General features: G+C 54.0%; 15 protein-coding genes, 2 tRNA genes and 1 pseudogene. 10 read left to right on the top strand and 8 right to left on the bottom strand.

Translation table 11 applies throughout. From position 1 onward, the window contains the following. Positions 1-266 precede the first annotated feature (266 nt). The gene (locus C5Y83_RS11675) at positions 267-8957 is read left to right on the top strand and encodes a hypothetical protein (RefSeq protein ID WP_146117748.1); all 8691 of its coding nucleotides are present in this window, start codon (positions 267-269) and stop codon (positions 8955-8957) included. Between the two features lie 160 nt (positions 8958-9117). Here C5Y83_RS11675 and C5Y83_RS11670 read toward each other — a convergent pair. Together C5Y83_RS11670 and C5Y83_RS11665 are read right to left on the bottom strand one after the other, a co-directional pair. Next, positions 9118-9190 (bottom strand) — tRNA-Arg (locus tag C5Y83_RS11670). A 157-nt stretch (positions 9191-9347) separates the two neighbouring features. Then, positions 9348-9429, bottom strand: a tRNA-Ser gene (locus tag C5Y83_RS11665). 200 nt (positions 9430-9629) lie between these two features. Between C5Y83_RS11665 and C5Y83_RS11660 the strand changes: the two genes are divergently transcribed. The 8 genes and pseudogenes from C5Y83_RS11660 (at position 9630) to C5Y83_RS11625 (ending at position 15095) form a co-directional block, all read left to right on the top strand. After that, entirely contained in the window at positions 9630-10184 is a 555-nt protein-coding gene (locus tag C5Y83_RS11660; RefSeq protein WP_105329919.1) for a hypothetical protein, read from the top strand. Next, positions 10181-10702, top strand: coding sequence for a hypothetical protein (locus C5Y83_RS11655; protein WP_105329918.1), 522 nt, complete (start codon positions 10181-10183; stop codon positions 10700-10702). The genes C5Y83_RS11660 and C5Y83_RS11655 overlap by 4 nt, the downstream gene beginning before the upstream one ends. Then, entirely contained in the window at positions 10699-11226 is a 528-nt protein-coding gene (locus C5Y83_RS11650; protein ID WP_105329917.1) for a hypothetical protein, read from the top strand. Before C5Y83_RS11655 ends, C5Y83_RS11650 begins: the two co-directional genes overlap by 4 nt. After that, positions 11223-11723 carry a hypothetical protein gene (locus tag C5Y83_RS11645; protein ID WP_105329916.1) on the top strand — a complete coding sequence of 167 codons (501 nt, stop codon included), beginning with the start codon at positions 11223-11225 and terminating at the stop codon, positions 11721-11723. Before C5Y83_RS11650 ends, C5Y83_RS11645 begins: the two co-directional genes overlap by 4 nt. Then, on the top strand, positions 11716-12372 hold the full coding sequence (locus C5Y83_RS11640) for a hypothetical protein (protein ID WP_105329915.1): 657 nt from the start codon (positions 11716-11718) through the stop codon (positions 12370-12372). Before C5Y83_RS11645 ends, C5Y83_RS11640 begins: the two co-directional genes overlap by 8 nt. After that, on the top strand, positions 12369-12836 hold the full coding sequence (locus C5Y83_RS11635; RefSeq protein WP_105329914.1) for a hypothetical protein: 468 nt from the start codon (positions 12369-12371) through the stop codon (positions 12834-12836). The genes C5Y83_RS11640 and C5Y83_RS11635 overlap by 4 nt, the downstream gene beginning before the upstream one ends. 10 nt (positions 12837-12846) lie before the next feature. Beyond that, a pseudogene (locus C5Y83_RS30165) lies at positions 12847-13572 on the top strand (radical SAM protein); the annotation flags it as partial. Between the two features lie 779 nt (positions 13573-14351). Then, positions 14352-15095, top strand: a complete 744-nt coding sequence (locus tag C5Y83_RS11625; RefSeq protein WP_105329912.1) for a prolipoprotein diacylglyceryl transferase — start codon at positions 14352-14354, stop codon at positions 15093-15095. Positions 15096-15120: 25 nt separating this feature from the next. Here C5Y83_RS11625 and rho read toward each other — a convergent pair whose 3' ends face one another. Then, a complete protein-coding gene (gene rho / locus C5Y83_RS11620; RefSeq protein WP_105329911.1) occupies positions 15121-16449 on the bottom strand; it encodes a transcription termination factor Rho in 1329 nt (442 codons plus the stop codon). A 944-nt stretch (positions 16450-17393) separates the two neighbouring features. Here rho and C5Y83_RS11615 point away from each other — a divergent pair. Further along, positions 17394-18620, top strand: a complete 1227-nt coding sequence (locus C5Y83_RS11615; RefSeq protein WP_105329910.1) for a DUF255 domain-containing protein — start codon at positions 17394-17396, stop codon at positions 18618-18620. A gap of 82 nt (positions 18621-18702) precedes the next feature. Here C5Y83_RS11615 and C5Y83_RS11610 read toward each other — a convergent pair whose 3' ends face one another. The 5 genes from C5Y83_RS11610 to C5Y83_RS11590 all read right to left on the bottom strand — a co-directional run bounded on the left by C5Y83_RS11610 (position 18703) and on the right by C5Y83_RS11590 (position 24801). Continuing rightward, entirely contained in the window at positions 18703-19935 is a 1233-nt protein-coding gene (locus tag C5Y83_RS11610) for a rhomboid family intramembrane serine protease (RefSeq protein ID WP_105329909.1), read from the bottom strand. 110 nt (positions 19936-20045) lie between these two features. Then, the gene (locus C5Y83_RS11605; protein WP_105329908.1) at positions 20046-21389 is read right to left on the bottom strand and encodes a rhomboid family intramembrane serine protease; all 1344 of its coding nucleotides are present in this window, start codon (positions 21387-21389) and stop codon (positions 20046-20048) included. Positions 21390-21493: 104 nt separating this feature from the next. Beyond that, a complete protein-coding gene (locus tag C5Y83_RS11600; RefSeq protein WP_105329907.1) occupies positions 21494-21712 on the bottom strand; it encodes a hypothetical protein in 219 nt (72 codons plus the stop codon). After that, positions 21712-23205, bottom strand: coding sequence for a glycerol kinase GlpK (gene glpK, locus C5Y83_RS11595; protein ID WP_105329906.1), 1494 nt, complete (start codon positions 23203-23205; stop codon positions 21712-21714). Before glpK ends, C5Y83_RS11600 begins: the two co-directional genes overlap by 1 nt. 18 nt (positions 23206-23223) lie before the next feature. Then, positions 23224-24801 (bottom strand): glycerol-3-phosphate dehydrogenase/oxidase, encoded by a 1578-nt coding sequence (locus tag C5Y83_RS11590; RefSeq protein WP_105329905.1) that lies wholly within the window; start codon positions 24799-24801, stop codon positions 23224-23226. Positions 24802-24805 lie beyond the last annotated feature (4 nt).

Below are 24805 nucleotides of genomic sequence, written 5' to 3'. Positions count from 1 at the left end.
GTGGGGGGCGTTTGTGCCCCGGTAGGCGATGGTTTCGCAGGTCGAGAAGTCTCTGGGTTTATTCTCGATTGCCAAAGACCATTGGCGGTTTGTGGGGCATATCATTCGGCCGAAATCCCGTCTACTGTCCACTCATATTCCTATTCGACAATCGAACTAATCCTCGGTTGTCGTTTCGCAATACGTTGTCCCCTCAATCGTTTTGCCATATTCTCCCCCTCTCCCAGTTAGACACGCTTGCCATGAAATCGTCGGATCGATTGAAGTTGAAATCTCGCCGTCAACGTCTCGCTCGCAAGTCACGTGGAAGCGTCTTTGCTTCAGAACATCTCGAAGGCCGGTTGATGCTTTCGGGGGACTCAGGGGGGATTGGGGCCGAGGCGTTATTAACTGTTGATAATAATTCGCCACCGGTTATTTCAGCTGATTTTCCTGATGTGACGGTCAACGCCGGCAGCGAGCCGCGGGTGATCGATCTCAGTAATCTATTCTCTGATCCCGATACCGTAAGTCTAGGCGACACATTGACGTTATCGATCGAGAGTAATTCGGACGATTCACTGGTCACTCCGGTGCTGACCGGTGACAAGCTGACCCTGGCGTTTTCCGAAACAAATACGGGAACCGCGACAATTGTCTTACGAGCGATCGACTCGCTAGGCGTTTATGTCGAGCACAGCTTGCAAGTGAACGTCAAGCAGGAAGCCAGTTTTGTCTCGGCCAACTTGAATACGCAGCGAAACGTTGTGTCGGTGGGATCGGTTCGGATCAGCCCGACGCCGAACGTCACGCTGAACGAGTGGGAAACCGCAATCGTTGAAATCTGGTATACGGTGGGAAGTGATACTCCGAATGTTCCCTTCGACTTCTCAGCGACGCTAAGTGCATCGGCAACACTGTATGCGGAACCAACGGTCGGAAGTAGTATGGGAGCGGGACTGACGCTCGATACGACTTCCACCGGCGAAACGCAGCGGACAGTCGCTAACTTCACAAGCTTGAATTTGTCGACTTATCAAGTTGGCCAAGCCGTGCTCGTGGGGACACTGAAGTACGCTTCCAATCAAGCGAATAATATCGGGATTTCCTTGGGGGATACTGCAGGCTATCCATCTCCTCAAGAGGATGTTGGATTTGAGTTGCTGGAATCGGAGTTCGGTTCGGGCGAAGCGATGGTCAGCGAACCCAAGGTCGAGGGTAATATTGCAGTCGTTACTTATGATGCGAACGACGACGGTAAGGTTGGGCTCGCAGATTTCTCCTTCTTCGTAGAAAACTTCGGCTACTCGTCCGATCCCGAATTGACTGGCTCTTTTAAGTCCAGTGCCTCAAGATTCGATTACGATCGAGACGGTAAAGTGGGACTATCCGACTTCAGTTGGTTTGTCCAAAACTTCGGCATGTCGAAGCAGATCAACGCGTTGCTACGGATACCTGGCCTGACGGAACCCGACGATACGCCGCCTGGGACGAACATATCCGCCTCGGTCACGATTAACGTACCGAACGCGGTGGACCATGTTTACGACACGCGACGGGACATCCTGTACGTCACGACTTCAAGTGGTGACTTAGAGCGTTGGAGCTATCAAAGCCAGACGCTACTGCAACGGTTCGAGGGAATCGCCTCGACACCGAGCGGCCTTGATGTTACCGAAGACGGAATGTTTGCCTATGTTGGCGATACTGCAGTGGCCAACGGCGAAGGAACCATCTGGAAAGTCAACCTTAACGACGGTACCAAGACGGCGCTGCACTATACATTGGAATCGTTGGAACAGGGCGTTTACGACTTGGCCATAGCGTCCAACGGCAAACTCTTCTTTACGACACGCTTTGCCGGCTCGGGTTGGAATCCGCTTCGCTCGATCGACTTAGCGACGGATGAGATGACCCAACATCAGAACGTTCGCCAAAACACGGGAATCACCCGTGGCGCTGACCGTTCCCTTCTCTTATTCCAAGAAGCAAACATCTCCTCCGGCCCACTCTTTACTTACGATGCCGACACGGATACGTTCGCCGCGAGCCGTGATACCGGGCGATTTGTGGGCAACATTCCCGCCGCAATCAATCCCGATGGCACCGCGATCGCATTCGACAACTCGATGCTTTCCGAGACGTTAGCGACGGAACACATCGGAATGAGCGGGCTTGTCGGTTTAACCTTCAATAGCACGGGTGAACTATTTTTCGCGATTGACGCTGATAGCGATGAAATTGTTGTCTTTGACGCTGACGACTACTTGCTGCTGCGACGAATTGCGATTGATGCCGATGTTACCAGCTCGACCGATGTTTCGATCACGGATCAATCGAACCTGTTGTTCGTGACGACAACCACGGGGATTCAGCAGATTGCGTTGTTCGGCCCTCATGCCGATGCCAGTGATACAGATGCACCCCATGGTGAGATTGACACACTCCCCTACCAAGGCACACCGCTGCCATTGCTGGGTATCGTGACGACATTCAGTGAAGTCGTCGAAGGTGTGACTGCTGATGACTTTATTTTGTCGCATGGGGACGGCAACAATTTGCTGACTGGCAACGAACCGGTGATTTCGATTGACGGTGGACGAACATGGGTGTTGTTCGTCAATCCGCAACGGACTTCCGAAACTGGAGCGTACTGGCTGTCCTTGCATGCCGCAGGCTCAGGTATCACCGATCAAAGCGGAAACCTGTTAGCCAGCGACATCTTTCAATCGTGGTACCGCGGCAGCAACACCGAGGAAAGTACTTGGCTTGGTATCTCTGATGCGGTTGACCAGGCATGGGACGCTTCGGAAGGGATTCTGTACGTCACAACAGCTCAAGGGTCCTTGCAGCGATGGGATATCGCCTCGCAAACCATGCTGTCGAGTTTCGACAATATTGCCGTGACCCCGCGTGGACTCGATGTCACGGCGGATGGACGTTACGCGTATGTTGGTGAAGGAGCCAGCGGTGCAACGGGGGGAATTGTCTGGAAAGTCGATCTAACCGACGGCAGCAAGACAAGTCTTTCGTTTGACTACGATGGCTACTTGGAACGAGGCGTTTTCGATCTGGCATTATCGGCGGATGGAAACTTGTTCTTCACCACCAGCTTTGCAGGTTCAGGCTGGACACCGCTGCGAAAGGTTGATCTAGACACGGGCGAGATCACCAAGCTGAAAGACGTTCGGCAAAACACCAGCATTACCCGCGGTGCCGATTACAGTCGTTTGTTCTTCCAAGAAAGTAACATCTCTTCTGGTCCGATTTTCACCTACGACGCCGGTACGTCCACTTTTTCTTCTTCTTTCAATACGATGACTTTCGTTGGTTCGTTGCCGGATGCGGTGAGCCACGATGGAAGCTTGATCGCTTTCCTAGGTTCGGTACTCGATGCGACCAACCTCGACACGACATCAACCGGTATCGTGAATGCTGGTGGTTACGCGTTCGATCCTGAGCGAAACATTCTGTATGTCGCCGATACCGCAGCCGACGCGATTATTGCCTACGATCCCCAATCGTTGAACGAGATTGCCCGCTTCCCAATAGGGAAAGACATATCTGGTACGGTGGAAGTCAGCGTCACGGGAAGCAGCGGTTACGCATTCGTGTTGACGACGGCCGGTGTCCAGGAAGTACCTATCTCGATTCCAGAAGGCGACGTCCTACGTCCTACCGCCGAGATCCTCTCTGTCGTTCCCGAAGTCCGTGCGTCGGCCGTTCAAAGTCTGACGATTCAGTTCAGCGAACCTGTTGCCGGCGTCACCTTGGATGACTTCAAATTAACACAAAATGGTGGAAACGACTTACTGGATGGAACAGTCACGTTGCAATCGACCGACGGCGGCACGACCTGGGTGTTGGGGAATCTCGGCAATCTGAACTTGGCAGAAGGAGATTACCGGTTAACGCTGGTGGCGGTGGGTTCCGGAATTGAAGACCTCGCGGGCAACACTTTGTTGGCTGACGCGACCACCACTTGGACGATCGATGCCTCGGCCCTGGGCAACGTGTTGTTGCCGTTTCAAAACGTGAGAGCTCACGTTTACGACGAAGTGAATGGAATCGAGTACATCCTGACCTCAGACGGTACCATCCAACGCTGGGATGTGACCACGCAATCCCTATTGGCCAGTTTCGAGGACATCGCGACTTCGCCGTTTGGATTCGATATTACCCCGGATGGACAATACGCGTACGTCGGAGAAGGTTATGCCGGAGCGACAGGGGGGACGATCTGGAAGGTCGGTCTCAGCGATGGAACGAAAACGTCGCTTCACTATAGTTATGACGGAAGCTTGGAACGAGGCGTATTCGATTTAGCAGTCTCGTCCAATGGCAAGCTATTCTTCACAACTCAGTTCGCTGGTTCTGGCTGGAATCCGCTGCGAGAAGTTGATCTCGCGACGGGCGAAATGACGAAACTGCGAAATGTCCGGCAGAATACCAGCATCACACGCGGTGCTGACTATAGCCGGTTGTTCTTCCAAGAGTCGAACATTTCTTCAGGACCGATCTTTAGCTACGATGCCAATACGTCGTCGTTTTCAGCAGCAGTGAATACTTCACGCTTCGTAGGATCGTTGCCCGACGCCGTGAGTTACGACGGAAGCTTGATCGCGTTTCTCGGTTCCGTCCTCGACGGTTCCACACTTGCGACGATTACGTCGGGTGTTTCTAACGCCGGCGGTTACGTGTTCGATCCGGCTCGCGATATTCTCTATGTCGCTGATACGGCAGCGGACGAGATCGTTGCCTACGATCCCACGACATTAACCATAATCGATCGATTTGAGATCGGTGAGGATATCAGTGGGACGACGTTGTTGTCGGTGACGGGAAGTTCGGGATACATTTTTCTCACCACGCCAACCGGTGTCCGCGAGGTGGCCATTTCGATCCCCGATGGCGATGTCGTACGCCCCACTGCCGAAATTCTCTCGGTGATCCCGCAATCGCGCTCGAATGCTGTTGAGCAATTAACGATCAGTTTCAGCGAAGTGGTTACTGGCGTCACGCTCGACGACTTTGTCTTGATCAAAGATGGTGGTAGTAACCTCCTGAACGCCAACGTCACGCTCGAAACGAGCGATGGTGGAAAAAGCTGGGTTCTGGGCAACCTTAGCGACTTGAATTTGGCAGAAGGTAATTACGAGATCACGCTAGTCGCCGCCGATTCCGGAATTGTCGATACCTCTGGGAACGCCCTTTTGGGAGATGCGGCCGGCACGTGGAAAATCGATATCTCGCTTTTCGGTGACATCCTTATCCCCTTCTCCGGCGTCAGCGAGCAGGTTTATGATTCCACTGGCGGAATCCTCTATGTCCTGACCTCCGCCGGTTCCATTGAACGATGGGACGTTGCCACACAATCATTTCAGACTAGTTTCGATGCGATTGTCGTTAATCCCAGTGGTTTTGATATTTCCCCGGATGGTCAATATGCCTTCGTAGGTGAAGGGAACGGCGGAGCGACGGGAGGAACGGTGTGGAAGGTCGATCTGACCGACGGTACAAAGACCAGCTTCCAGTACGACTACAACGGTTGGCCGGAGCAAGGCGTTTTCGACTTGGCCGTCGGCTCGAACGGAATGGTTTACTTCACGACACGCTTTGCTGGCTCTGGCTACGTTCCTTTCCGCGAATTGAATCCTGATACCGGCGAGATGACGAAGATTCGGAATCTCCAACAAAACACAAGTGTGACGCGTGGTGCGGATCGTAGCTTGTTGTTCTTCCAGGAAGGCAACATATCTTCCGGCCCGTTGTGGTCGTTTGATGTCGAAGCTGGCTCGTTCACTGCATCAACGAACACGCAGCGATTCGTTGGAGGGATTCCCGATGCCGTTAGCCGTGATGGATCGATGGTGGCGATCCTAGGCTCGGTCCTCGATTCGTCTGATCTGTCGACCATTTCGATCGGGGTGCCAAACGCTGGTGGTTACGCGTTTGATCCTGATCAGGACATCCTGTACGTGGTAGATACGGCGGCCGATGAAGTAGTGGCCTATGACCCGGTCAGTCTAAGTATTCTTGGCCGCTTTGCCATTGATGAGGATGTGACTGGCAGTGCCGATATTACCGTGACGCAAAGCACCGGCTATGTCTTCGTTACGACCGATTCTGGGATCAGGCAAATCGCGATTAAACTGACCGCCGGGGAGACAATTGCCCCGACGCCCAAAATTGTCGAGTTCGTACCGAACGTTCAGGCAGGGCCGATCGAGACGTTGACGATTCAGTTCAGCGAACCCGTCACTGGTGTCACGATTGATGACTTCGAGCTAACACGAGATGGCAGTGCCAATTTGCTCGATGGAACCGTGACCTTGCAATCGCCTGATGGCGGCAAGACTTGGACGCTGGGGAATCTTGGATCGCTAATCCAGTTCGAGGGGAATTATCAACTCAGCTTGGCGGCTCAAGATTCCGGTATTCAAGATTTGCTGGGTAACGATCTGATTCAGTCGGTTAGCAGCACGTGGGTCGTCAGTACGGCGGTTCCGACGAGCATCACTTTGCCGTTTGAGAATGCGAAGGATCACGTCTACGACGCAAACGGCGAAATCCTTTACATTTTGACTGCTGATGGTTCGATCGAACGTTGGGATGTCGCCTCGCAAACTCTCCTTAGCAGCATCGACCATGTTGCCGTCGATGCGAGCGGCTTTGACGTGACACCGGATGGGCAATTTGCTTACGTGGGAGAAGGATTTGACGGCGTTTCGGGAGGAGCGATCAAGAAGGTCAATCTAAGTGACGGTTCGATCACGACGTTGATCTACGACGCGGCTTCGACAGAGCGAGGTGTCGTTGATTTGGCCATCTCCGCTGATGGGAAGGCTTTCTTCACGACAAGCTATGCTGGTTCAGGCTGGATTCAATTAAGGTCACTTGATTTAGCGACCGGGGAATTTACGGAAGTTCGCAGCGTACGTCAGAACACTGGTATCTCCCGCGGGCCTGATTATCGCGTGCTCTTCTTCCAGGAGAGCAACATCTCGTCGGGCCCAATCTTCACTTACGATAGTGATACGGGTACCTTCCCGGCTTCGCTCAATACTAGCGCATTTATTGGCGCATTACCGGCCGCAATCAATCACGATAGCAGCCTGATCGCGTTCCGAGATAAGATTTACAACGCGGCTGACTTGTCGGTAGTGGCAAGTGGTTTGTCCAACGTCTCGGGATTGGCGTTCGATCCGAATCGAGACATCTTGTTTGTTGTCGATTCCGTTGCTGATGCGATCATCGCGTATGATCCACGATTCCTGTCCGAGATCGATCGCTTCCCGATTGGCGTTGATGTTTCTGGCTCACTCGATTTGTCGCTCGATGATGGGGTTGCCTTTGCATACGTAACGACCTCCGCTGGAATCCGGCAAATCCCGATTTCGATTCCCGAAGGAGACGTATTCCGACCTGTCGGAACTTTCGCGGACGTCGTACCGAGCAGTCGCTATGACGCAGTCGATGCCGTGACTCTTACGTTCACGGAGGCGGTCCAAGGGGTAACCCCAGACGACTTCCGACTAAGCTTCAACGGTGGGAGCAATCTGCTGACAGGTGCCGAATCGGTCGTATCGAGCGATGGAGGTGTATCGTGGACCCTCAGTGGGTTTGCCAGTCTCAACGATTCGGTTGGGGCTTACGACTTGACACTGATCTCTACGGGTTCAGGCATCACAGACTTGGCTGGAAATGCGTTGAATTCCAATACTACTGCGACGTGGGATGTGATTCTTCCAGAGTCTGGAGGTATGTTACTCCCCTTCACCGATGCCGTTGATCATGTGTTTGATCCGGTGAATTCGATCTTATATTTCACGCGGTCCGACGGATCGCTTCAACGTTGGGATGTTGCATCGCAGACGATGCTCGCCAGCTTTGACGAAATTGCGGCCCACCCTCGCGGTTTAGACATAACGCCAGATGGACAATTTGCAATCATCGGAGAAGCGGTCCCGGGATCGAGTTCCGGTACGCTCTGGAAAGTCAATCTGAGCGATGGGAGCAAAACAAGCTACGAATATACTTTGGCGTTCCACGAACAGGGCGTGAGTGACGTAGCGGTAACTGCCACCGGTGAGGTCTTTTTCACCACCGATTTCGCAGGCTCTGGCTGGACGCCCTTAAGGAAAATTGATCTCACGACCGGCCAGTTCACACAGTATCGAAACGTCCGCCAGAATACCGGGATCACGCGCAGCTCGGACTATCGCATTCTTTTCTTCCAAGAGAGCAATATCTCGTCTGGGCCAATTTTCACCTACAACAGCGATACCGATACGTTAACGAACGCGGTAAACACCAATACGTCGATCGGTTCGCGTCCGGCAGCGATTAGTCGTGATGGAACAGAGATTGCATTTCTTTCCAATATCTATGACGCGTCGAATCTGAATTCGAAGACATCGACCGGGATCACAAGCGTTGCTGCCTACATTTTCGATCCTACTCAGGACGTGCTATTCGCGGTGAATGCTGCGACCGATAAGATCGACGCTTACGATACGGCGACGTTTGACGTGATCGATAGCTTCGTCATTGGGGATGATATCGCCAGCATTGTCGACATCTCGATCAACGCTCAGGGAACGACGATTTTTCTGACCACCTCTAGCGGGATTCGTCTCATTCCTGTCTCGCTTCCCTCCGGGACGCAGTCGCTTCTCGAAGGGGAGTCGACCGATTTCGTAGCAACAGGCAAGAGTGGTGACGCGTACTTGGGATATACCCAAACTTCGCCCGCCATAACGTCCCCAGACATCGGTAGGACCCCGACTGAGGGTCTCAAACAATCCTCCCTGGGCCTCACTGCCGAAGAGAATCGGGAAGATCCCTTCACCGATCCAGACTGGCAAATTTGGTTGGCCAGCGACGATGAAGAGGACAGCTACGCCGAGGAAGACAATTTTGCCGAATCCGTCGACGACCTATTCTCCGATCCAGAAGAACTTTTGTTGAGCGAATAGCGGGGGAAAGAAGAACTAATTTCCTCGCAAAAATCGGCGTGAAGAATTGTGATCCTGTGTAAAAGGACCACAGCGAAGGATGCTGCGTTGCTGGCAAGTCGGTGCTAATTCGCTTAAGAATTGCCAGCATCGTTCCGAACGAACGCGAAATATGAGAAAGTGCCCCCGGGAGGAATCGAACCTCCGACCTGCGGTTTAGGAAACCGTCGCTCTATCCCCTGAGCTACGAGGGCAAGTGGTTTGAGTGTCTTGTTTTACGCCATTCTCGCGGCCAGCGGAAGTGCCGGGCGGCCTCGTTTCTTTCCCCTTACTAGGGGTAGACTGGGCGGTTCATGCCGATGCGCAAAAGTAAGGCCGTCAACGGTTTGTGTTGACGGCCTTAGCTTAAAGCGGAGGGCACGAGACTCGAACTCGCAACCCCTGACGGGGCATCACATTTCCAATGTGACCGCTAACCATTCGCTTACCCTCCAAGGAGACGCACCGTGAAGCTTCCCACAAGGGGAGGCCTGACGGGGGCTCTAGGTTCACGGTGCATCTTAACTGATCGTGCGTTTTATGAGAATAGCGGCCGCAGGAATTGACCGCAACCGGGGGAGTTTTTCGCGTATGGCATGCGGAGGATTTGGGTTATGCATTGTTCCGCCTGCTGCTTTTAACGAGGGATGTCGAATGCCAGATGGCCACGAGCCAAACCCGTTTCGGTCGCCCAAAACGGCTGATGGGGCCAGTTCGGAGGGATTTGTTCTGTCGAAGCTGGCGTTCTGGGGGACCGTACCAGCAAGCATCTTCCTGGTTGCGATCCTGGCTTGGTTTTACCCTGGCCTGGGCATTGTCGCGGCACTGATCCTGGTGCCGGCTCATTTACGAGCATTAATCCGCTTTCAGCGAACAGCCCATGAAAGTGGCGTCTGGCCGCCGACGGAACAGCAGCTCTCGATCTTCTTCACGTCCGTGCTGGTTTGCGTGCCGGTGTTGTTGGCTGGGGCCGCGGCTTTTACCGTGGTGTGCTTTGCCGGAGGGATGGCTGCTGCAAGGATCGGCAGTCCATGGGCTGCCAGCGATCCGTACGGTTTTGGGTGGATGCTGATGGTCGGTGGCTCACTCGGCACCATTGCCGGTATCGTCGCTTACGGCTTTGCATGGTGGTGGTCGCTGGGGAAGGCAAAGCCTCGGTCGAGCGACGATTCGGCAACAAGCTCAATACAGGACTCTGGGCGGCAATGAGCGAAGAAGAGAGCAATCCATTTCGCTCGCCCGTGGCTGCCGACGAAGGAGAGCGTTCCCATGTCTTGACGATCTTCTGGGGAGTTCTCTGCTTTGTGGGCATCGTAGCGATCTTCCTGCTTCCGTTCTGGCCGGGGATATCGATCATGCTGGCGATTGTTTTGGCGCCCGTATTCGTGCATGCTTATGTCCGGTTGTATCGACGATCGCGCGAGGGGGAGATTTCTGCTCCCCTGCTCCAAGTCGGCATGTTGCTGGGGTCGTTCTTCATTGTGACCGGCATTGCCGTCGGAACATCCATCGCAGGAGGTCTGTTTTGTTTCGCAACGATCGTTGTACTATCAGAAACTGGGGTGGGCGAAGGACCGATGATCCTTTCGGGATTCTTCATGGGCGTGCTGCTTCCGCTCGCTGCGTTCGGACTGTTCTACGCGATGTCACTCGGGTTTCGTTTGAAACGCCAGCAAGCATCGTCGGATCAGGTTGCTAACTCCTCCAACAGCGATGATTTGAAATGACGCAAGTGAAGGAAGAGATCAATCCGTTTCGCTCGCCTGTGGATACGGCAACCGAAGGAAAGAAGTATTCCTTGTTGGGGTTCTGGATCGTATTGTGTATCGCAGGTTGTGCGACGATCGCGCTGCTGCCGTTCGCGCCGGGCTTTTCCGTAATGATAGGAATGACTTTGGCCCCTGGGGCTGTGCATGCTTACATTCGTTTGAACCGATGTGTGAAGGACAAACGCTTGCCTAATCCCCTTCTGCAACAGGGGATTATTATTAGTTCGTTCTTTATTGTGGCGGGGATCGGATTGGCGGCGGTCTCGAGTGGTTTGATCGTATGTGTTCCTGTGATTTCTATTATTGGCGTACCACGTTCCTCCGAACTGATTGTCATGCCGATCGCATTTCTTTTGGGCGACGGTGTTGCTTTGGCGGTTTTCGTGATTCTTTTCGCCGGGTCTCTCGGGTATCGTTGGAATGGTAAGCGGTTGGAGCCCGAGGATACTCCGTATGGTCCTGGCAAGAAAGACAAGGAATGAATTTGCCTGAGCCTGTGAACCCATTTGAGACACCCCAGTCGCAACAATCGCCGACGGAGGGAACGTTTACCGCGTTATGGACGTCGATGATCCTAAGCGCAGTGGGAATTGCGATCGCCTTTGGGGTATCGATTGTCTTGGCAATCATGCTTTTCTTTTACATGGCCCCCGGGCTCTTGCGAGCCTACCTGGTGCTGCGGTCTGAACGCGAGCGACGCCAGAAAACGCCTGATTGGGATCGTCAGATGCAGGTGATCATCGCATCGATTGGTTGGATGTTGCCGATCTATTTCTTTACTGCCGTTGCGTTGTTCGGCAGTGGCTTTGTCCTCGGCACGATTGCTGAGTCCTTGCAGCTTGCTGGACTCGCCGAAATGTTGGTGGTGGGAATTATCCCAATGTCGCTCGGCCTACTTACGTTTGTCATCGGGTTTCATTCTGCTGTCAAAGCACCTACCGTGAAAGAAGCGGAGGAGAAAGGAAAGGTCCATGGATGACTCGACTCAGCTACCGCTCGAAGTACGCGATCGGCAATGGTTCATTGTTCGGCGCTGGCAAACGTATTCTGGCGAGATGCGTGTCCTCGTCTTGCGGGCGATTGCCGTTGTGGTGCTGTATGCCTGCCAGTTAGGTCATCAGTTCGGGACGCTTTCCGGCGAAGAGCGAACGGCCAACTTGCGGTTTCATCAAGGGGCAACGGCCGTGTCTGTGATGCTGCTGGTGATTTCCCTGTTGACGCTCTTACTCGTGCTGAAACGCTTCCTTCCGGTTTGGCTTCCGTTTCTCACGACTGGAATCGATTTGGTGGCGATTGCCGTATTGATTGCACTTGCTGGCGGCCCCATGGCCACTGCGCTCACCGGAGCGTTTTATTTCGTGGTCGCGATGGCAGGATTACGATTCGATTTGAAGCTTGTCTGGGCAGCGACACTCGGCGCAATGTTCGCTTACATGGCGACCGTAGGCGCGGTAGATGATTCGTGGTTCGATGCCGATCATGCCGTTCCTCTGATCCATCAAGGCGTTGGCCTGACTTGCATCGGGGGTACCGGGCTGATCGTGGGGCAGATCATTCGGCTCGCGCGTCCCATGGCAGAACAATACCATCAGCGTCTCGACCAACAACAGGCGAAGGAGGCAGAATGACCCGATCTGATTTGCCTACGTTCGTCTGTCCGGAATGCGGCGCCGAGAATAATTCGTTCGCCAATGTCTGTTGGATTTGTCGCAGTCCGTTGTATCAAGGGAAAGAAGAACTGATCGATGCCGAACTCGTGCCGCCTGAAGTTGCTGCTCGTCAAAGCAAATTTGGCCACGGCTTGTCGATCTGGGCATTCGTGCTGCTCGTATTCGCGACGGTGTTGATTACCTTCGGCATGTTGGCAAGTAGCTTCGATGGTATTATTCCCTTTCTGCTGATTGTGGTGCCCTTGGTTGTCGCCGTTTCCGCGTTCATGTTACGCGGTAGCCGCAGCGAGAATCCCGTGCTGCAAAAACTTTCGCTGGCCCTTTCGGCGGTGGTTGCCACGATCGGGACCGTGATCTTGCTGATGATTGCCACGATTATCGCGTTGTTTGCATTTTGCTTGATGTTGCTCTCGATTCATTAAAAAGAGCCGTATGAATTATCAATTTCGCGACTACACCGTTCTCGGGATCACGCAGAGTCTTTGTCCGGAATGCCTGGCGGTCGTGCCGGCGAAGATTATTACGCGGGGTAATCGTGTTTACTTTCGCAAACGCTGCGAAACCCACGGAACGCGGGACGATTTCGTTTGCTCCGACGTCAAGTGGTACGATCAAACACAATTCAACGTGCCTGGGAAGATTCCACGTGACTTTGGCGTGGAGCCAGACAAGGGGTGTCCGCTCGACTGCGGCTTGTGCACGGAACACGAGCAACATACTTGCATCGGTTTGTTGGAAGTCACTTCGAGTTGCAATCTCTCTTGCCCGATGTGTTACGCAGCGAGCGGACCTGGCGGGAAGCATTTGACGCTTGAGGAATGCCAGCGAACAATCGATCGTTATGTCGAGGTGGAAGGGAATCCGGAGGTGCTGCAGCTTTCTGGGGGTGAACCAACGATTCATCCGCAGTTCCGCGCGATTCTCGACTATGCGCTATCGCGACCGATCGACTATGTGATGATCAATACCAATGGGATTCGTCTGGCGCACGATCCTGAGTTGGTCGAGTTCTTGGCTGAGCGACGCAAACGGGTGGAGATCTATCTCCAGTTCGATGGTTTCCGCGAAACGACTTCGTTACAGCTTCGCGGCGAATCGCTGGTCGAAACTAAATTGAAAGCGGTTGAAAACTGCGGCCAGGCCGGTCTGCACGTGAATCTGGTGGCGACGCTTCAGCCGGGCGTCAACGACAATGAACTAGGGCAACTGGTCGATTACTGTGCGGCGAGGCCATGGATTACGGGGCTCAGCTTGCAGCCGGCGACGTATTCTGGGCGGCACGTCTTACCGGAAGAACTTGAGAATCGGATTACCTTCCCCGATGTCATTCATGGCATTGTCGAGCAGACCTCCGGTCGTTATACCGAGGCGGACTTCATGCCGCTGCCGTGCGCTCATCCCAATTGTCACCAGATGTCGTACGCTTATCGGCGTAATGGCGAGTTGGTTCCGCTGATGCGTTTTATCAAAGCCGCTGAACATCTCGACTTGCTCGCGGGTGGAATTTCATTTCAGCGAGGCGCGGTAAAAGAGATTCTTGAACGCTACCTCGTTCGCGAGGCTTGTTGTCCGGGTGGAAGTTGTGCTCCTCCCTCCTCCGATCTTGGCAGTGGGTTCGCGTTGCCGGTCCTGAGCTCGAAGAGTCCCGTGGACGAGTTGATCGGAGCATTGAACACGGCCGATCCTGCGTATGCCGAGGCGGCGGTGGAGTTTTTCACCAAGGCGATGCAGGAACAACTAGGAGCGCGCGACGTATTTCGCATCATGATCACGTCCTTCCTCGATGCCTACAACTTTGACGTTCGCCGGGTGATGAAGTGTTGCGTTCATCATTTGTTGCCTAGCGGTCATATCGTTCCGTTCTGTGCGTACAATGTGCTTTATCGCGATGGGCACGTTCCGCTGCCACCCTTGAAAACCGCCGTGGACAGCAACGCATGACGAGTTTGGTTTACATGGGAATCATGCTGTCGGCCATTGTGACCGGGGCGGTCCTGCTGCGTCTATTTCAAGAGAAGCTTGATCTGGCCTGGTGGGAGAAACTGGGGATTGGCGTCGGCGGATTTTGCGGCGCGATGATTGGTGCGAAGTTGCCGTTTGCCTTGCATGATTGGCAAGGCATGATCGATGGCACGGCATGGTTCGCGCACGGAAAGACGATTGTCGCCGGCCTTTTAGGCGGCTACTTTGGTGTTGAACTAGCGAAGTGGGTGCTCGAGGTACGCACGAAGACCGGCGACAGCTTCGTGGTGCCGGTGGCCGCTTCGATTGGCATTGGACGCTGGGCGTGTTACGTCGGCGGATGTTGTTTCGGCCAGGCTTGTAGCTTGCCGTGGGGGACGACGTTTCCTTTGGCACCCGACGGTGGTACCCTGCTCCGTCATCCCACGCAGATCTACGAATCGATCTTTCACTTGACCTGTGCGGTGGTCTTCTTCGTTCTGTGGAAGAAAAAGATGTTTCCCGGGCAGTTGTTCAAGATCTATTTGATCGCCTACATGACGTATCGGTTCTTTACCGAGTGGCTTCGACCGGAGCCTGTCTATGCATTAGGGCTGACGGCGTATCAGTGGGCAGCACTCGCGGCGATTCCGCTTTTCGCTTGGCTGATCTATCGTGATCATAGACTGCTAACCGGCGCAACAAAAACGGAGCCGACCATGATGGGCGGCTCCGAATGAGTTTAACGTTGTCAGCGAGTTCGCGTTATTGATAACGATCGCGGCTGTTGGCGATCAAACTAATGAACTGCTCGTTGTTGTCGTACTTACTCAGCTGGCGAGTGAGCTGCTCCATGGCATCGATGTGGTGCATCGAGGTCAGCGTTCGTCGCAAAGCGATCACCGCATTCAAAGCCTCTTCATTCAACAACAACTCTTCGCGGCGAGTACCCGACTGCGAGATGTCGATCGCCGGCCAAACACGACGGTCGGCCAGTTTGCGATCGAGAACGAGTTCCATGTTGCCGGTACCCTTGAACTCTTGGAAGATCACTTCGTCCATCTTGCTGCCGGTATCGACCAGGGCCGTACCAACAATGGTGAGCGAGCCACCTTCTTCAAAGGCACGAGCCGTGGCGAACAGCTTCTTCGGGATGTCCATGGCCTTGACGTTGATACCGCCGGACATGGTTGCATTGTTCCCGCGGCCATCCCCCACCCATTTGTTAAACGCACGAGCGAGACGTGTGATCGAGTCCAACAGCAGGAAGACGTCCTGGCCCGACTCGGCCAAGCGTTTGCAGCGTTCGATGACCAACTGCGAGAGGCGAACGTGGCTTTCGATGTCCCGATCTAAGCTACTTGCGATCACTTCACCTTTCACGCTTCGCTGCATGTCGGTGACTTCTTCCGGACGTTCGTCGATCAGCAAGACGACCAGCTTCACATCAGGATGGTTGGCCGTGATGCCTCGGCTGAGGTTCTGGATCAGCATCGTCTTACCGGTACGTGGCGGTGCGACGATCAAAGCACGCTGACCTTTACCAAGCGGGGTCAGTAAGTCGACCACGCGATTGGTAAGTGGGCCGCCGTCGTATTCCAATTTCAAGTATTGGCTCGGGTTCACCGGTGTAAGATCGTCAAACGATTTTACATTCAGGTAGTCTTCCGGAACCATTCCATCGACGTCAAAGATGTCTCGCAGGCGAGGACCTTGGCCGCGGCGGAAGTGTTGGATCATGCCGCGAATCATGACGCCGACTCGCAAGCCGTAGCGTTCAATCATCGTTCCCGGAACGAAAGGATCGGTACGTTCGCGGGCAAAGTTATTGGCGGGGCTACGCAGAAATCCGTAGCCGTTAGGGTGCATTTCCAGAAGCCCATAGCATGGCTCCAATGGAATTGGTTCACCTGGTTCGAATTCTTCGTTATCCAGGTTGTTGCGTGGCACATTCGAGCTAGGAGGAGAAGATCGGCGTCGATTACCACCACCTGATCGCCCACGTCCTTTGGGGCCCGGTCCAGATGATCCGCCGCTGTTGTTACCACGTCGCCGCCCACCAGATTTGGAGCGGGTCTGCCGTTTGTTTGACATTGAAAAACTACCTAATCACAGAAGTCAGGGTGGGTCCGCGTCTTTAGAGAACGCCAAACCGCTTTAACAGATTCCTGAGGTGAGCGCCCGCTGGAAGCGGAGCTTGCCTTGAAATGGGTTGAAAGATTCCTTTTGCCTTGGGAGCAGGAAAACTCGTACAAGCGAAGCCCGCCATCGTGCTTGGAAAGCAACGTTTAGCGTTGGGCTCGAGTCGAATTAGCCCTCGCCTCTCGCTGGGAGTGGAACTGCAATCACCTGAAGCGGTGACGCAGCCCAGAGAGGCATCCGTGTTGCGATTGAACTGAGAACCAGTGGTTTCGCCAATCGCGACTTTATAATGATTGTCGCAGGGTCAATCCGTTACCCAGCGAATCGAAAATGATAAATCTGTGGTTACCTGAGACGTAGTTACCCTAGCGAATCGTTGGTAACCGACACAGTCCCGTGAAGAACTGAAAAAGCTTCCTTGGTTCTCAAACTGGCCACGCTGTTTAAGGTGGTGGCTGAATTAAAGAAAACCGTCACTGCCCGAAGAACTTGATACCGCCTGAGGTTTCAGCAAAGCATCGTTGGGCAGAAAGGATGGTCGACTGAAGGACTGGGGAAAGCAAAGCTTCCCAGAGTTCGACGACGATCAAACTACTGGAATCATAAGGATTTACCAGGTCGTGTCAAGCTATCATTCTTATTCATTCGGCAGAGTTCCGCAAATTCTCTATATGAAAAACGTGTGATTGCTGAAGTTGTTGAAGCCAAACGACTTAGCCGTGATGCATCCGTTTCAGTATGGCTATTGCCTACCGTTGCTGGGATCGTTTCATCTAGGAAATTCCGCAAATCCGGAATATTTGATGCATTTCCCTCGGCGCCATTCCCGATACCAACCAATGGAAAACTGAACCTAGCCATTATTTTCGAATCTGCTAACCGGGGGTCGTTCATTCATGACGTCCATTACTCGTTACTCTGCTCTTGTCCTGCTGTTAGCGATTCAGGCAACAGTTCTTGCTGAAGATGCCGTTCGCTGGGCACCGAATATCGAAACGGCCCGTGCTGCAGCTGGCGGTAATCACAAGCTGGTCTACATCCACTTCTATGGCGACAACTGTCCGCCATGTCGCAAGCTGGAAGCGAACGTCTTTTCGCAAGCTTCGTTTGCTGAATCGTTAGAAGCGGATTATGTGCCGGTGAAGGTGAATGCCAGTCAGCAGACCGAAATCGCCAAACAGTACGGTGTCGATCGTTGGCCGCAAGACGTGATCATCACGCCGTCTGGTCAATTCGTGTATCGCACGATCAGCCCACAAGAGCAGGATCGCTATTTGTCCATGTTGACTGCGGTTTCCGATAAGGTGAATCCCAAAGCACAAGCTCCAACTCAAATGGTCGCGCAGGCTGGTAACGGTACCGTGACTGCTTCGATGCAGGTTCCCGTTTCGCAGCCAGCTCCACCTCAAGCCAGCCAAGGCCAAGGTGGTTCGGTTTACTCGAGCTACTCGTCGAACCCAGCCGCTGCTCAGCCTGCAATGCCGCAGCAAGCCAACTCGCGATATGCCAGTGCTCCGCCAGCCGCAGCACCATCCAGCGTTGGTCCGTCAGCCCCAACGCAAAGCCGTTTCTCGAGCGGTGCCGTTGCTTCGCAAACCACGCCTAGCCAGCCGGCTCCTCAATCGTCGTTCGGTGGTCCTGCTTCGCCTCCGCAATCCCGTTTTGCTTCCCAGCAATCGGCACCTGAGCAGCCTTCGTCGCAGCTTTCGGCACCAAGTCAGCCTGCTCCGCAACAGCCACAAGCTGCTCCGGCTGGTCAGCCGCAGTTTGCCATGGATGGTTACTGCCCAGTAACGCTAATGGAACACATGAAGTGGCAGAAGGGCGATCCACGCTGGGGTGCTCAGCACCAAGGTCAGGTTTATCTCTTCTCTTCGCAAGTCGAACAGCAGAAGTTCCTCTCGAATCCAAATCAATACAGCCCGGTTATGTCGGGTATCGATCCGGTTGCTTATCTTAGCCAGGGGCAAACGGTCCCTGGCGATCGCCGCTTCGGTCTGACTTACCGCGGTACGCTTTACCTGTTCAGCAGCGAAGAGAGCCTGCAGACGTTCTGGAACGATCCAATGCGTTACTCTTCGATGGTTCAGCAAGCGATGGCTTCGCAGAACATGCGACGCTAAGCTGCAAGCGATCATGGACTCAGCTGCGAAAAGGGCGACGGATGGAACAGCCGCCGCCCTTTTTCATGCGCGCATCGCTTCGTTAGTCTTCGAAGTGGAGTGAATCGACAACACCCCGGTCGCGCAACTGATGGGCCTGTTCTTCGCTTTGCTGCAGGATCGCGCGCTGTTTGGCGTTTAACTGGGAGGTGTCTATCTGCTGTAAGACTTCCAGGGCCTGGCTAGGGTGTTCCAGCGGATCGATGAGGATTGAGGCTAGTTTCAGTCGAACTTGATCCTGCTTGGCCCGCGGTGTTTTCAAGTAGTCACGCATAGCGCGGACGGCATCTTGGAAGTGCTGCTGTTGGCATAGTTGTTGGATGATCAGCAAGAATTCGCGATCAGGCAGGTACCACTCCGGTAGCTTCTGCAACATGCTGACGTGTGCTCGATAGGCGAGTTGCGGTTGATCTCCCGCGTCGACGATTTCGCGGATCTGGTTAAGTCCTCGCTCAATCGAGAGTGCTGTGGATACCGTGGATTGTTCCTGCGTGTCAGCTCCGCGGAAATGCGATTTCTCGTGACGTCCTTCGATTACCGTAAATGCATCGAACCCATCGCAGTCGACCCACTTCAACTTCACGAAGGCTATGCCGACAGCCAAACCGATCATCGTGCCACACGTATGCAGAAATGCAGTGAACGGCACGAAGCTGTGGGTATGGGCCGCGAAGAAGAGAGTGCTGATCACGTCGAGCAACAAAAAGAAACCAGCGAACGCGGCAATGGGAACATCGTAATGCCAGTTGTAGCGATAGTACATATTCAGGACGACCTGAATATTACTCAAGGGGGCCCACACAATACAGATCGCCATCAAACCACTGATCGCGTCGGAAGCGCCGAGAGCGATCCCTTCGTAACCAGGATTCAGAAGGCTTACGATTGCTTGGGAAAGAAAGCTGGCGATTGCACAAATGAAAAGGTAAATCCCGAGAAACCTCCACCAGCCCACTTTTCCTTCAACTATCAATCCAAACAAAGCCAGGAAGATCATGTTGCCGATCAAGTGGAGCAGATTAAGGTGCAGAAACGAGGAGGTGATCCACTGCCAAGGTTTGAGGCCTTGGCCAAATTGCAGAACATAGTCTTGGGGGGGCTCCGTATTGTGGGGCAGAACCGCCTCGATCATGACTTCAAGTGGATGACGCTCACTGCCGGTGGCTATTTCATGGATCGGCTCGGCAACGAAGATCAGCAAATTGATGACGACAAGCGTGATCGTCATGACAGGAAAATGATAGAGCGGTGCGTCGGTTCCGTAAGGGATTAGCACGAGGGGCTTGTCCGTTCGAAAGTTCGTGGAGGGCGAGTTTCGAAAGGCTATTCGCTGTGAATTACCAATTCTTGACGAAAAACTGTCAGCGACCGTGACCGAACTCGACGTTAGTCCCCGAGGAGATCAAGCACGTCATCATCCTTCATGCTTTCCGCCTTCTTGGCAAGCTGACGATAGAAAGCTCGTTCGCGATCGTTCAGTTCGCTTGCATTAACTTTCGCGAGGGTACTGAGGGCCTGGGCAGGACTTTGCATGTTGTTGAGCAAGATGGCGGCTTGTTTCAAGCGAACTTGGTTCTGCTTGGCACGCGGCGTACGAAAGTATTCGTTGATCGCCTGGATTGCTTCGTCAAACATCTGCTGGTCGGACAACTGCTTGATAATCAGCAAGAACTCTGCGTCCGGTAAATGCCACCCTTCGTACTTTTGCTGCATGCTGATGTGGGCACGGTATGCGAGTTGAGGAGCTTGGCCTTGCTGTAGTAACTCCCGAATTTGGTTGAGTCCATTCTCGATTTGCACTTTTTGTTTGGCTTGAAATGGTTCGGAATTGACCGTCATTTCGTGAGCTTCTTCGCGCGACATGCGATGCTTACCGGCCCACACTGAGAAGATATCCCAGTTGTCGCAGTCGACCAGGTCGTACTTGAGAAAGGCCATGCCGACCCCCACACCGATGACACCGCCGAGTGCATGGAGCAGATCCGTACCCGGCGTTTCGAGTACCCCCTCTCCATAGAACATGAGTCCGAGGACAACACTGTAAATGAGATAGAACCCTCCAAGACCGGCAGCCGGGAAACTCCAAGGCCAAATGATTATCAGACACTGAATATCATTTGCCGGGATCCATAGCATCGAGATAGCCATCAAGCCGAAAATGATTGACGAGGCTCCCAGCGAGCAGGACCAGGGCGTCGGGTACGAGAACAGCATCAATGTCTGTTCGATAAAGCACTCACTAATCCCAATGCCAAAGAAGACGAACAAGAAGTGCTTCCAGCCAATCTTGCCTTCAACGATCAGTCCAAAGGTCCACAGCCAGATCATGTTGCCGACGAGGTGGAAAATGTCGGCATGCAAGAAGTTGCTGGTGACCCATTGCCAGGGAAGTAGTCCGCGACCGTATTGAAGTGACAGCGGATCTGGGGCGGGAATCGACACGTCCTCGGGGGCTTCCAGTTCGAATTCTTCCTCGCCTGTTTCCTCGTCGATCAGGAACTCTTCTGCTTCTTCTTGCTCGGCGTCCTCCTCGATCTGATTGAATTCTTCATCAGAAAGAGCGCCATTCTCGTGCAGTTCGTGAACCAACGCGATAACTTGTTCGATCGAAAGATCATCGTTAGTCCGCAAGGGATACGCGAAGAAGATGAGCGTATTGACGACAATCAGCGAGACCGTCGCAATCGGCAGATGATAAAGCGTAGCGTCAGTGCTGTACGGAAGAAGCATGTGCGTCGAATCTCTGGGCGTCCAGCCACCAGGAAACAATGGGATTGCTTGCTAGATTATCTCAGAGAGGCACGGCATTCAATCTTTCGTTGGAAAGATCGCTTTTATCCTGGCGGCAGTACGATAAAGCTGACGGCCAACGCAACCAGCGCCAAGCCAACGCTTCCGACTAAGATTCGAGCACTTGGCCGGCCAAGGTGTCGTTCGACAAACGCAATCTTACGCGAAGCGAAAACTGGCTCGACATTAAAGATGGCGGCCCACATGGCCGCTAGTCCGATCGCCGCCGTGAAGACCGTCATGATCCAGACATCGAGGGCCATTACTCCCCTGCCCTTTCCCAGCCTTGGCTTCGCTTAACCGCTTCTTTCCAGCGAGCGTACATCTGATCCATGGCTTCGCGGCTAGTCGATGGTTCAAACTCACGATCGAGTCGCCAAAGTCCCCGTAATTCATCTTGCGACTCCCAGAATCCGACGGCCAAACCTGCCAGGAAGGCCGCGCCGAGTGCGGTCGTTTCACTCACTTCAGGACGCCGGACACGCGTGCCTAGGAGGTCGGTTTGAAACTGCATCAGCGCGTTATTCACGCTCGCTCCACCGTCGACTTGTAGGACTTGGAGCGGCACGCCAGCATCACGCTGCATCGCTTCGATCATGTCGCGCGTTTGAAATGCCATTGATTCGAGAGCCGCACGCGCGATATGCCCGCCGGTTGTTCCACGCGTAAGCCCAATGATTGTTCCGCGGGCATTAGGATCCCAATACGGTGCGCCTAGGCCTACGAACGCGGGGACAAAGTAGACGCCACCGTTATCGGTGACCGTTTCCGCCAATGGTTCGACCTCGGACGAGGCTTCAATGATGCCCAAGCCATCCCGCAGCCACTGTACTACGGCACCCGCGACGAATATCGAACCTTCCAAGGCGTAACTTACCTGGTCGCCAATTCGCCAACCGACGGTCGTCAGCAAATTGTTCTTAGACATGACCGGCTTAGGGCCAATGTTCATGAGTGCGAATGCCCCGGTGCCGTAGGTGTTCTTCACCATCCCTTGGTCGAAGCAGGTCTGCCCGAATGAGGCCGCTTGCTGGTCGCCTGCCATGCCTGAAATCGGGATTGTTTCGCCAAAGATTTGCGGATCGGTCTCGGCGAACTTGCCGCTGCAATCGACGATCTCGGGAAGCATGCTTTTGGGAATGTTGTATGCGGCGAGGAGTTCGTCGTCCCATTCAAGCGTCTCGACGTTCAGCATCATCGTGCGGCTGGCGTTACTTGCATCGGTAACATGCCGCTTACCACCAGTAAGCCGCCAGACCAGGTAGCAATCAACCGTTCCGAAGAGCAAATGCCCTTCATCGGCCGCTTGCCGAGCACCTTCGACGGTCTCTAGCAAATGCATGATCTTCGAGGCAGAGAAATAGGCATCAAGTACCAGGCCTGTTTTCTGGCGAATCGTCTCTTCGAGTCCGTCACTACGCAGGCGATCACAGATCGGACTTGAGATGCGACTTTGCCAGACAATCGCATTGTGGATTGGTTTGCCGGTCCGTTTATCCCAGACAATGGTCGTTTCACGCTGGTTGGTGATGCCGATGGCGGCGACTTCTTCCAAGGCGACTTTGCCGAGCGCACCTTGCGCGGTTTCAATCTGGCTGTTCCAGAGATCTTCTGGGTCATGCTCTACGTGGCCAGGCGTGGGGAGAATCTGGCGGAACTCTTGTTGAGCAACAGAGACAATCCTGGCGTCATGATCGAATAAGATCGAACGACTAGACGTCGTCCCTTGGTCCAGAGCGAGAATGTAGCGGGGCATGGTAAGTCTTTCGTGGGGCTAGGCTGGCAAAACCTGCTTTCCGAACCTCGAATGTAACCGTTGCGTGTAGCTGGTTAGAGCTTCGGCTTTGGCGTTTTCATCTAGCTTGCCGGCTGCGATCAATGCATCGGCGACCTGCTCAAGGTGCGAGTTAGAAAGCGTCGGATCGAATACCAGCATCAAGCGGCGTTCAATCACGTCGGCCATCGTCTTCGCATGCAGCTTGTCGATCGCTGCCGCTGCCATCGTCCGGGTATCGGCAGAGATATCGATGCCGGTCAACGTGTGCATGATAAAGGAAGCTCGGTTGCCAGGGGAGATGTCGGGAGTGTCTCCGGCGTAGGTCTTCCGTGTTTGTGAGTTGGCCACTACCTGACGACCAAGCTTCTCTAAGATCATCTTGGCCGAATGCTGCGCAAGCGACCGACACGTGGTGAGCTTGCCACCGACAATCGTGTAGCATGGCCATGGTGTGCCATCATGTTCATGCAACCAGTGCCCACGCGGAATCGATGCAGTCGATCCCGCAGGAACGTAAGGCAACGGACGAACACCACTGTAATGCTGCGTGATGTCTTCCCGATTCAAGGCAACATCCGGGAGAACCGAATTGACACACCGAAGCAGGTAATCGATCTCTTCATCGCTGGCCGTTGCTAACTCAGGATCGCCGTCATGGCGTAGATCGGTAGTGCCAATCAAGGCTCCACCATTCCAAGGCAAGATGAAAACGGGACGGCCGTCGTACGCTTCCGCGTAGATACCACGCTTCCCGAGCGTCTCTAGTAGGACCGGCTTATGCGAGATTAAATGCGAACCACGAGTGCCACCGAATAGCCGCTCGGAAGCGATTCCCAGTGCCTCTAAGGTCTCGTCACCCGCGGGGCCCGAGGCGTTGACGACCGCTGATGGCTCGATGGGATCGGTCGGACTGTCATTTTTTAGCAAGTTTTCGAATTCGAAATGTTTTTTCTGCAGGATCGGTTTGCGGTAGGTGCGCAACGTAAAGCGTAATCCTGCTTCATTTGCGATCTGCTGACACTCTTGCACCAGATTGGCGGTGTAAAGCTCTGGGAATTCAATCTGTCCGTCGAAGTAAGAGAAAACATCGACGAAGCTGGAATCGAAGCCAATCGGTTTCCACTCGGACGAAGGAAGCCGGCGATGTGAGCCGAGTCGCTGGCTACCAGCCAACCAATCGTACATCGTCAAGCCGCTACGAATGGCCCAAGATCCCCGCGATGGTGAGCCTGATTTCAGGAACGGCAAGTTGAAGAATCCAGCGGCCGAAGTCACTAGCCCGGCGAACTGCGATTTGACCGGGATCATCAATTCCAGCGGAGCCACATGTTCAGGCGAGTTGGCCAGAAAGCGTTCTCGTTCCGAGAGCGACTCGTAAACGAGCGAGGTCTCGCCATGCTCCAGGTAACGCAAGCCACCATGGATCAAGCGAGTGGACCAACTGGTCGTTCCGGAAGCGAGGTCACCATGATCGACCAGCACGACCGGGACTTGGTTCAGAAGAAGCTCGCGAGCGAGTGCCGCGCCGTTGATTCCGGCTCCTAGAATGAGCACGGGGTTGGAGTGGTCTGCCATGATC

Origin of the sequence: Blastopirellula marina (assembly GCF_002967765.1) — a bacterium.
In the GTDB taxonomy this organism is placed as follows: Bacteria; Planctomycetota; Planctomycetia; order Pirellulales; family Pirellulaceae; genus Bremerella; species Bremerella marina_A.
This window is presented reverse-complemented; position numbering and strand designations above follow the sequence as displayed.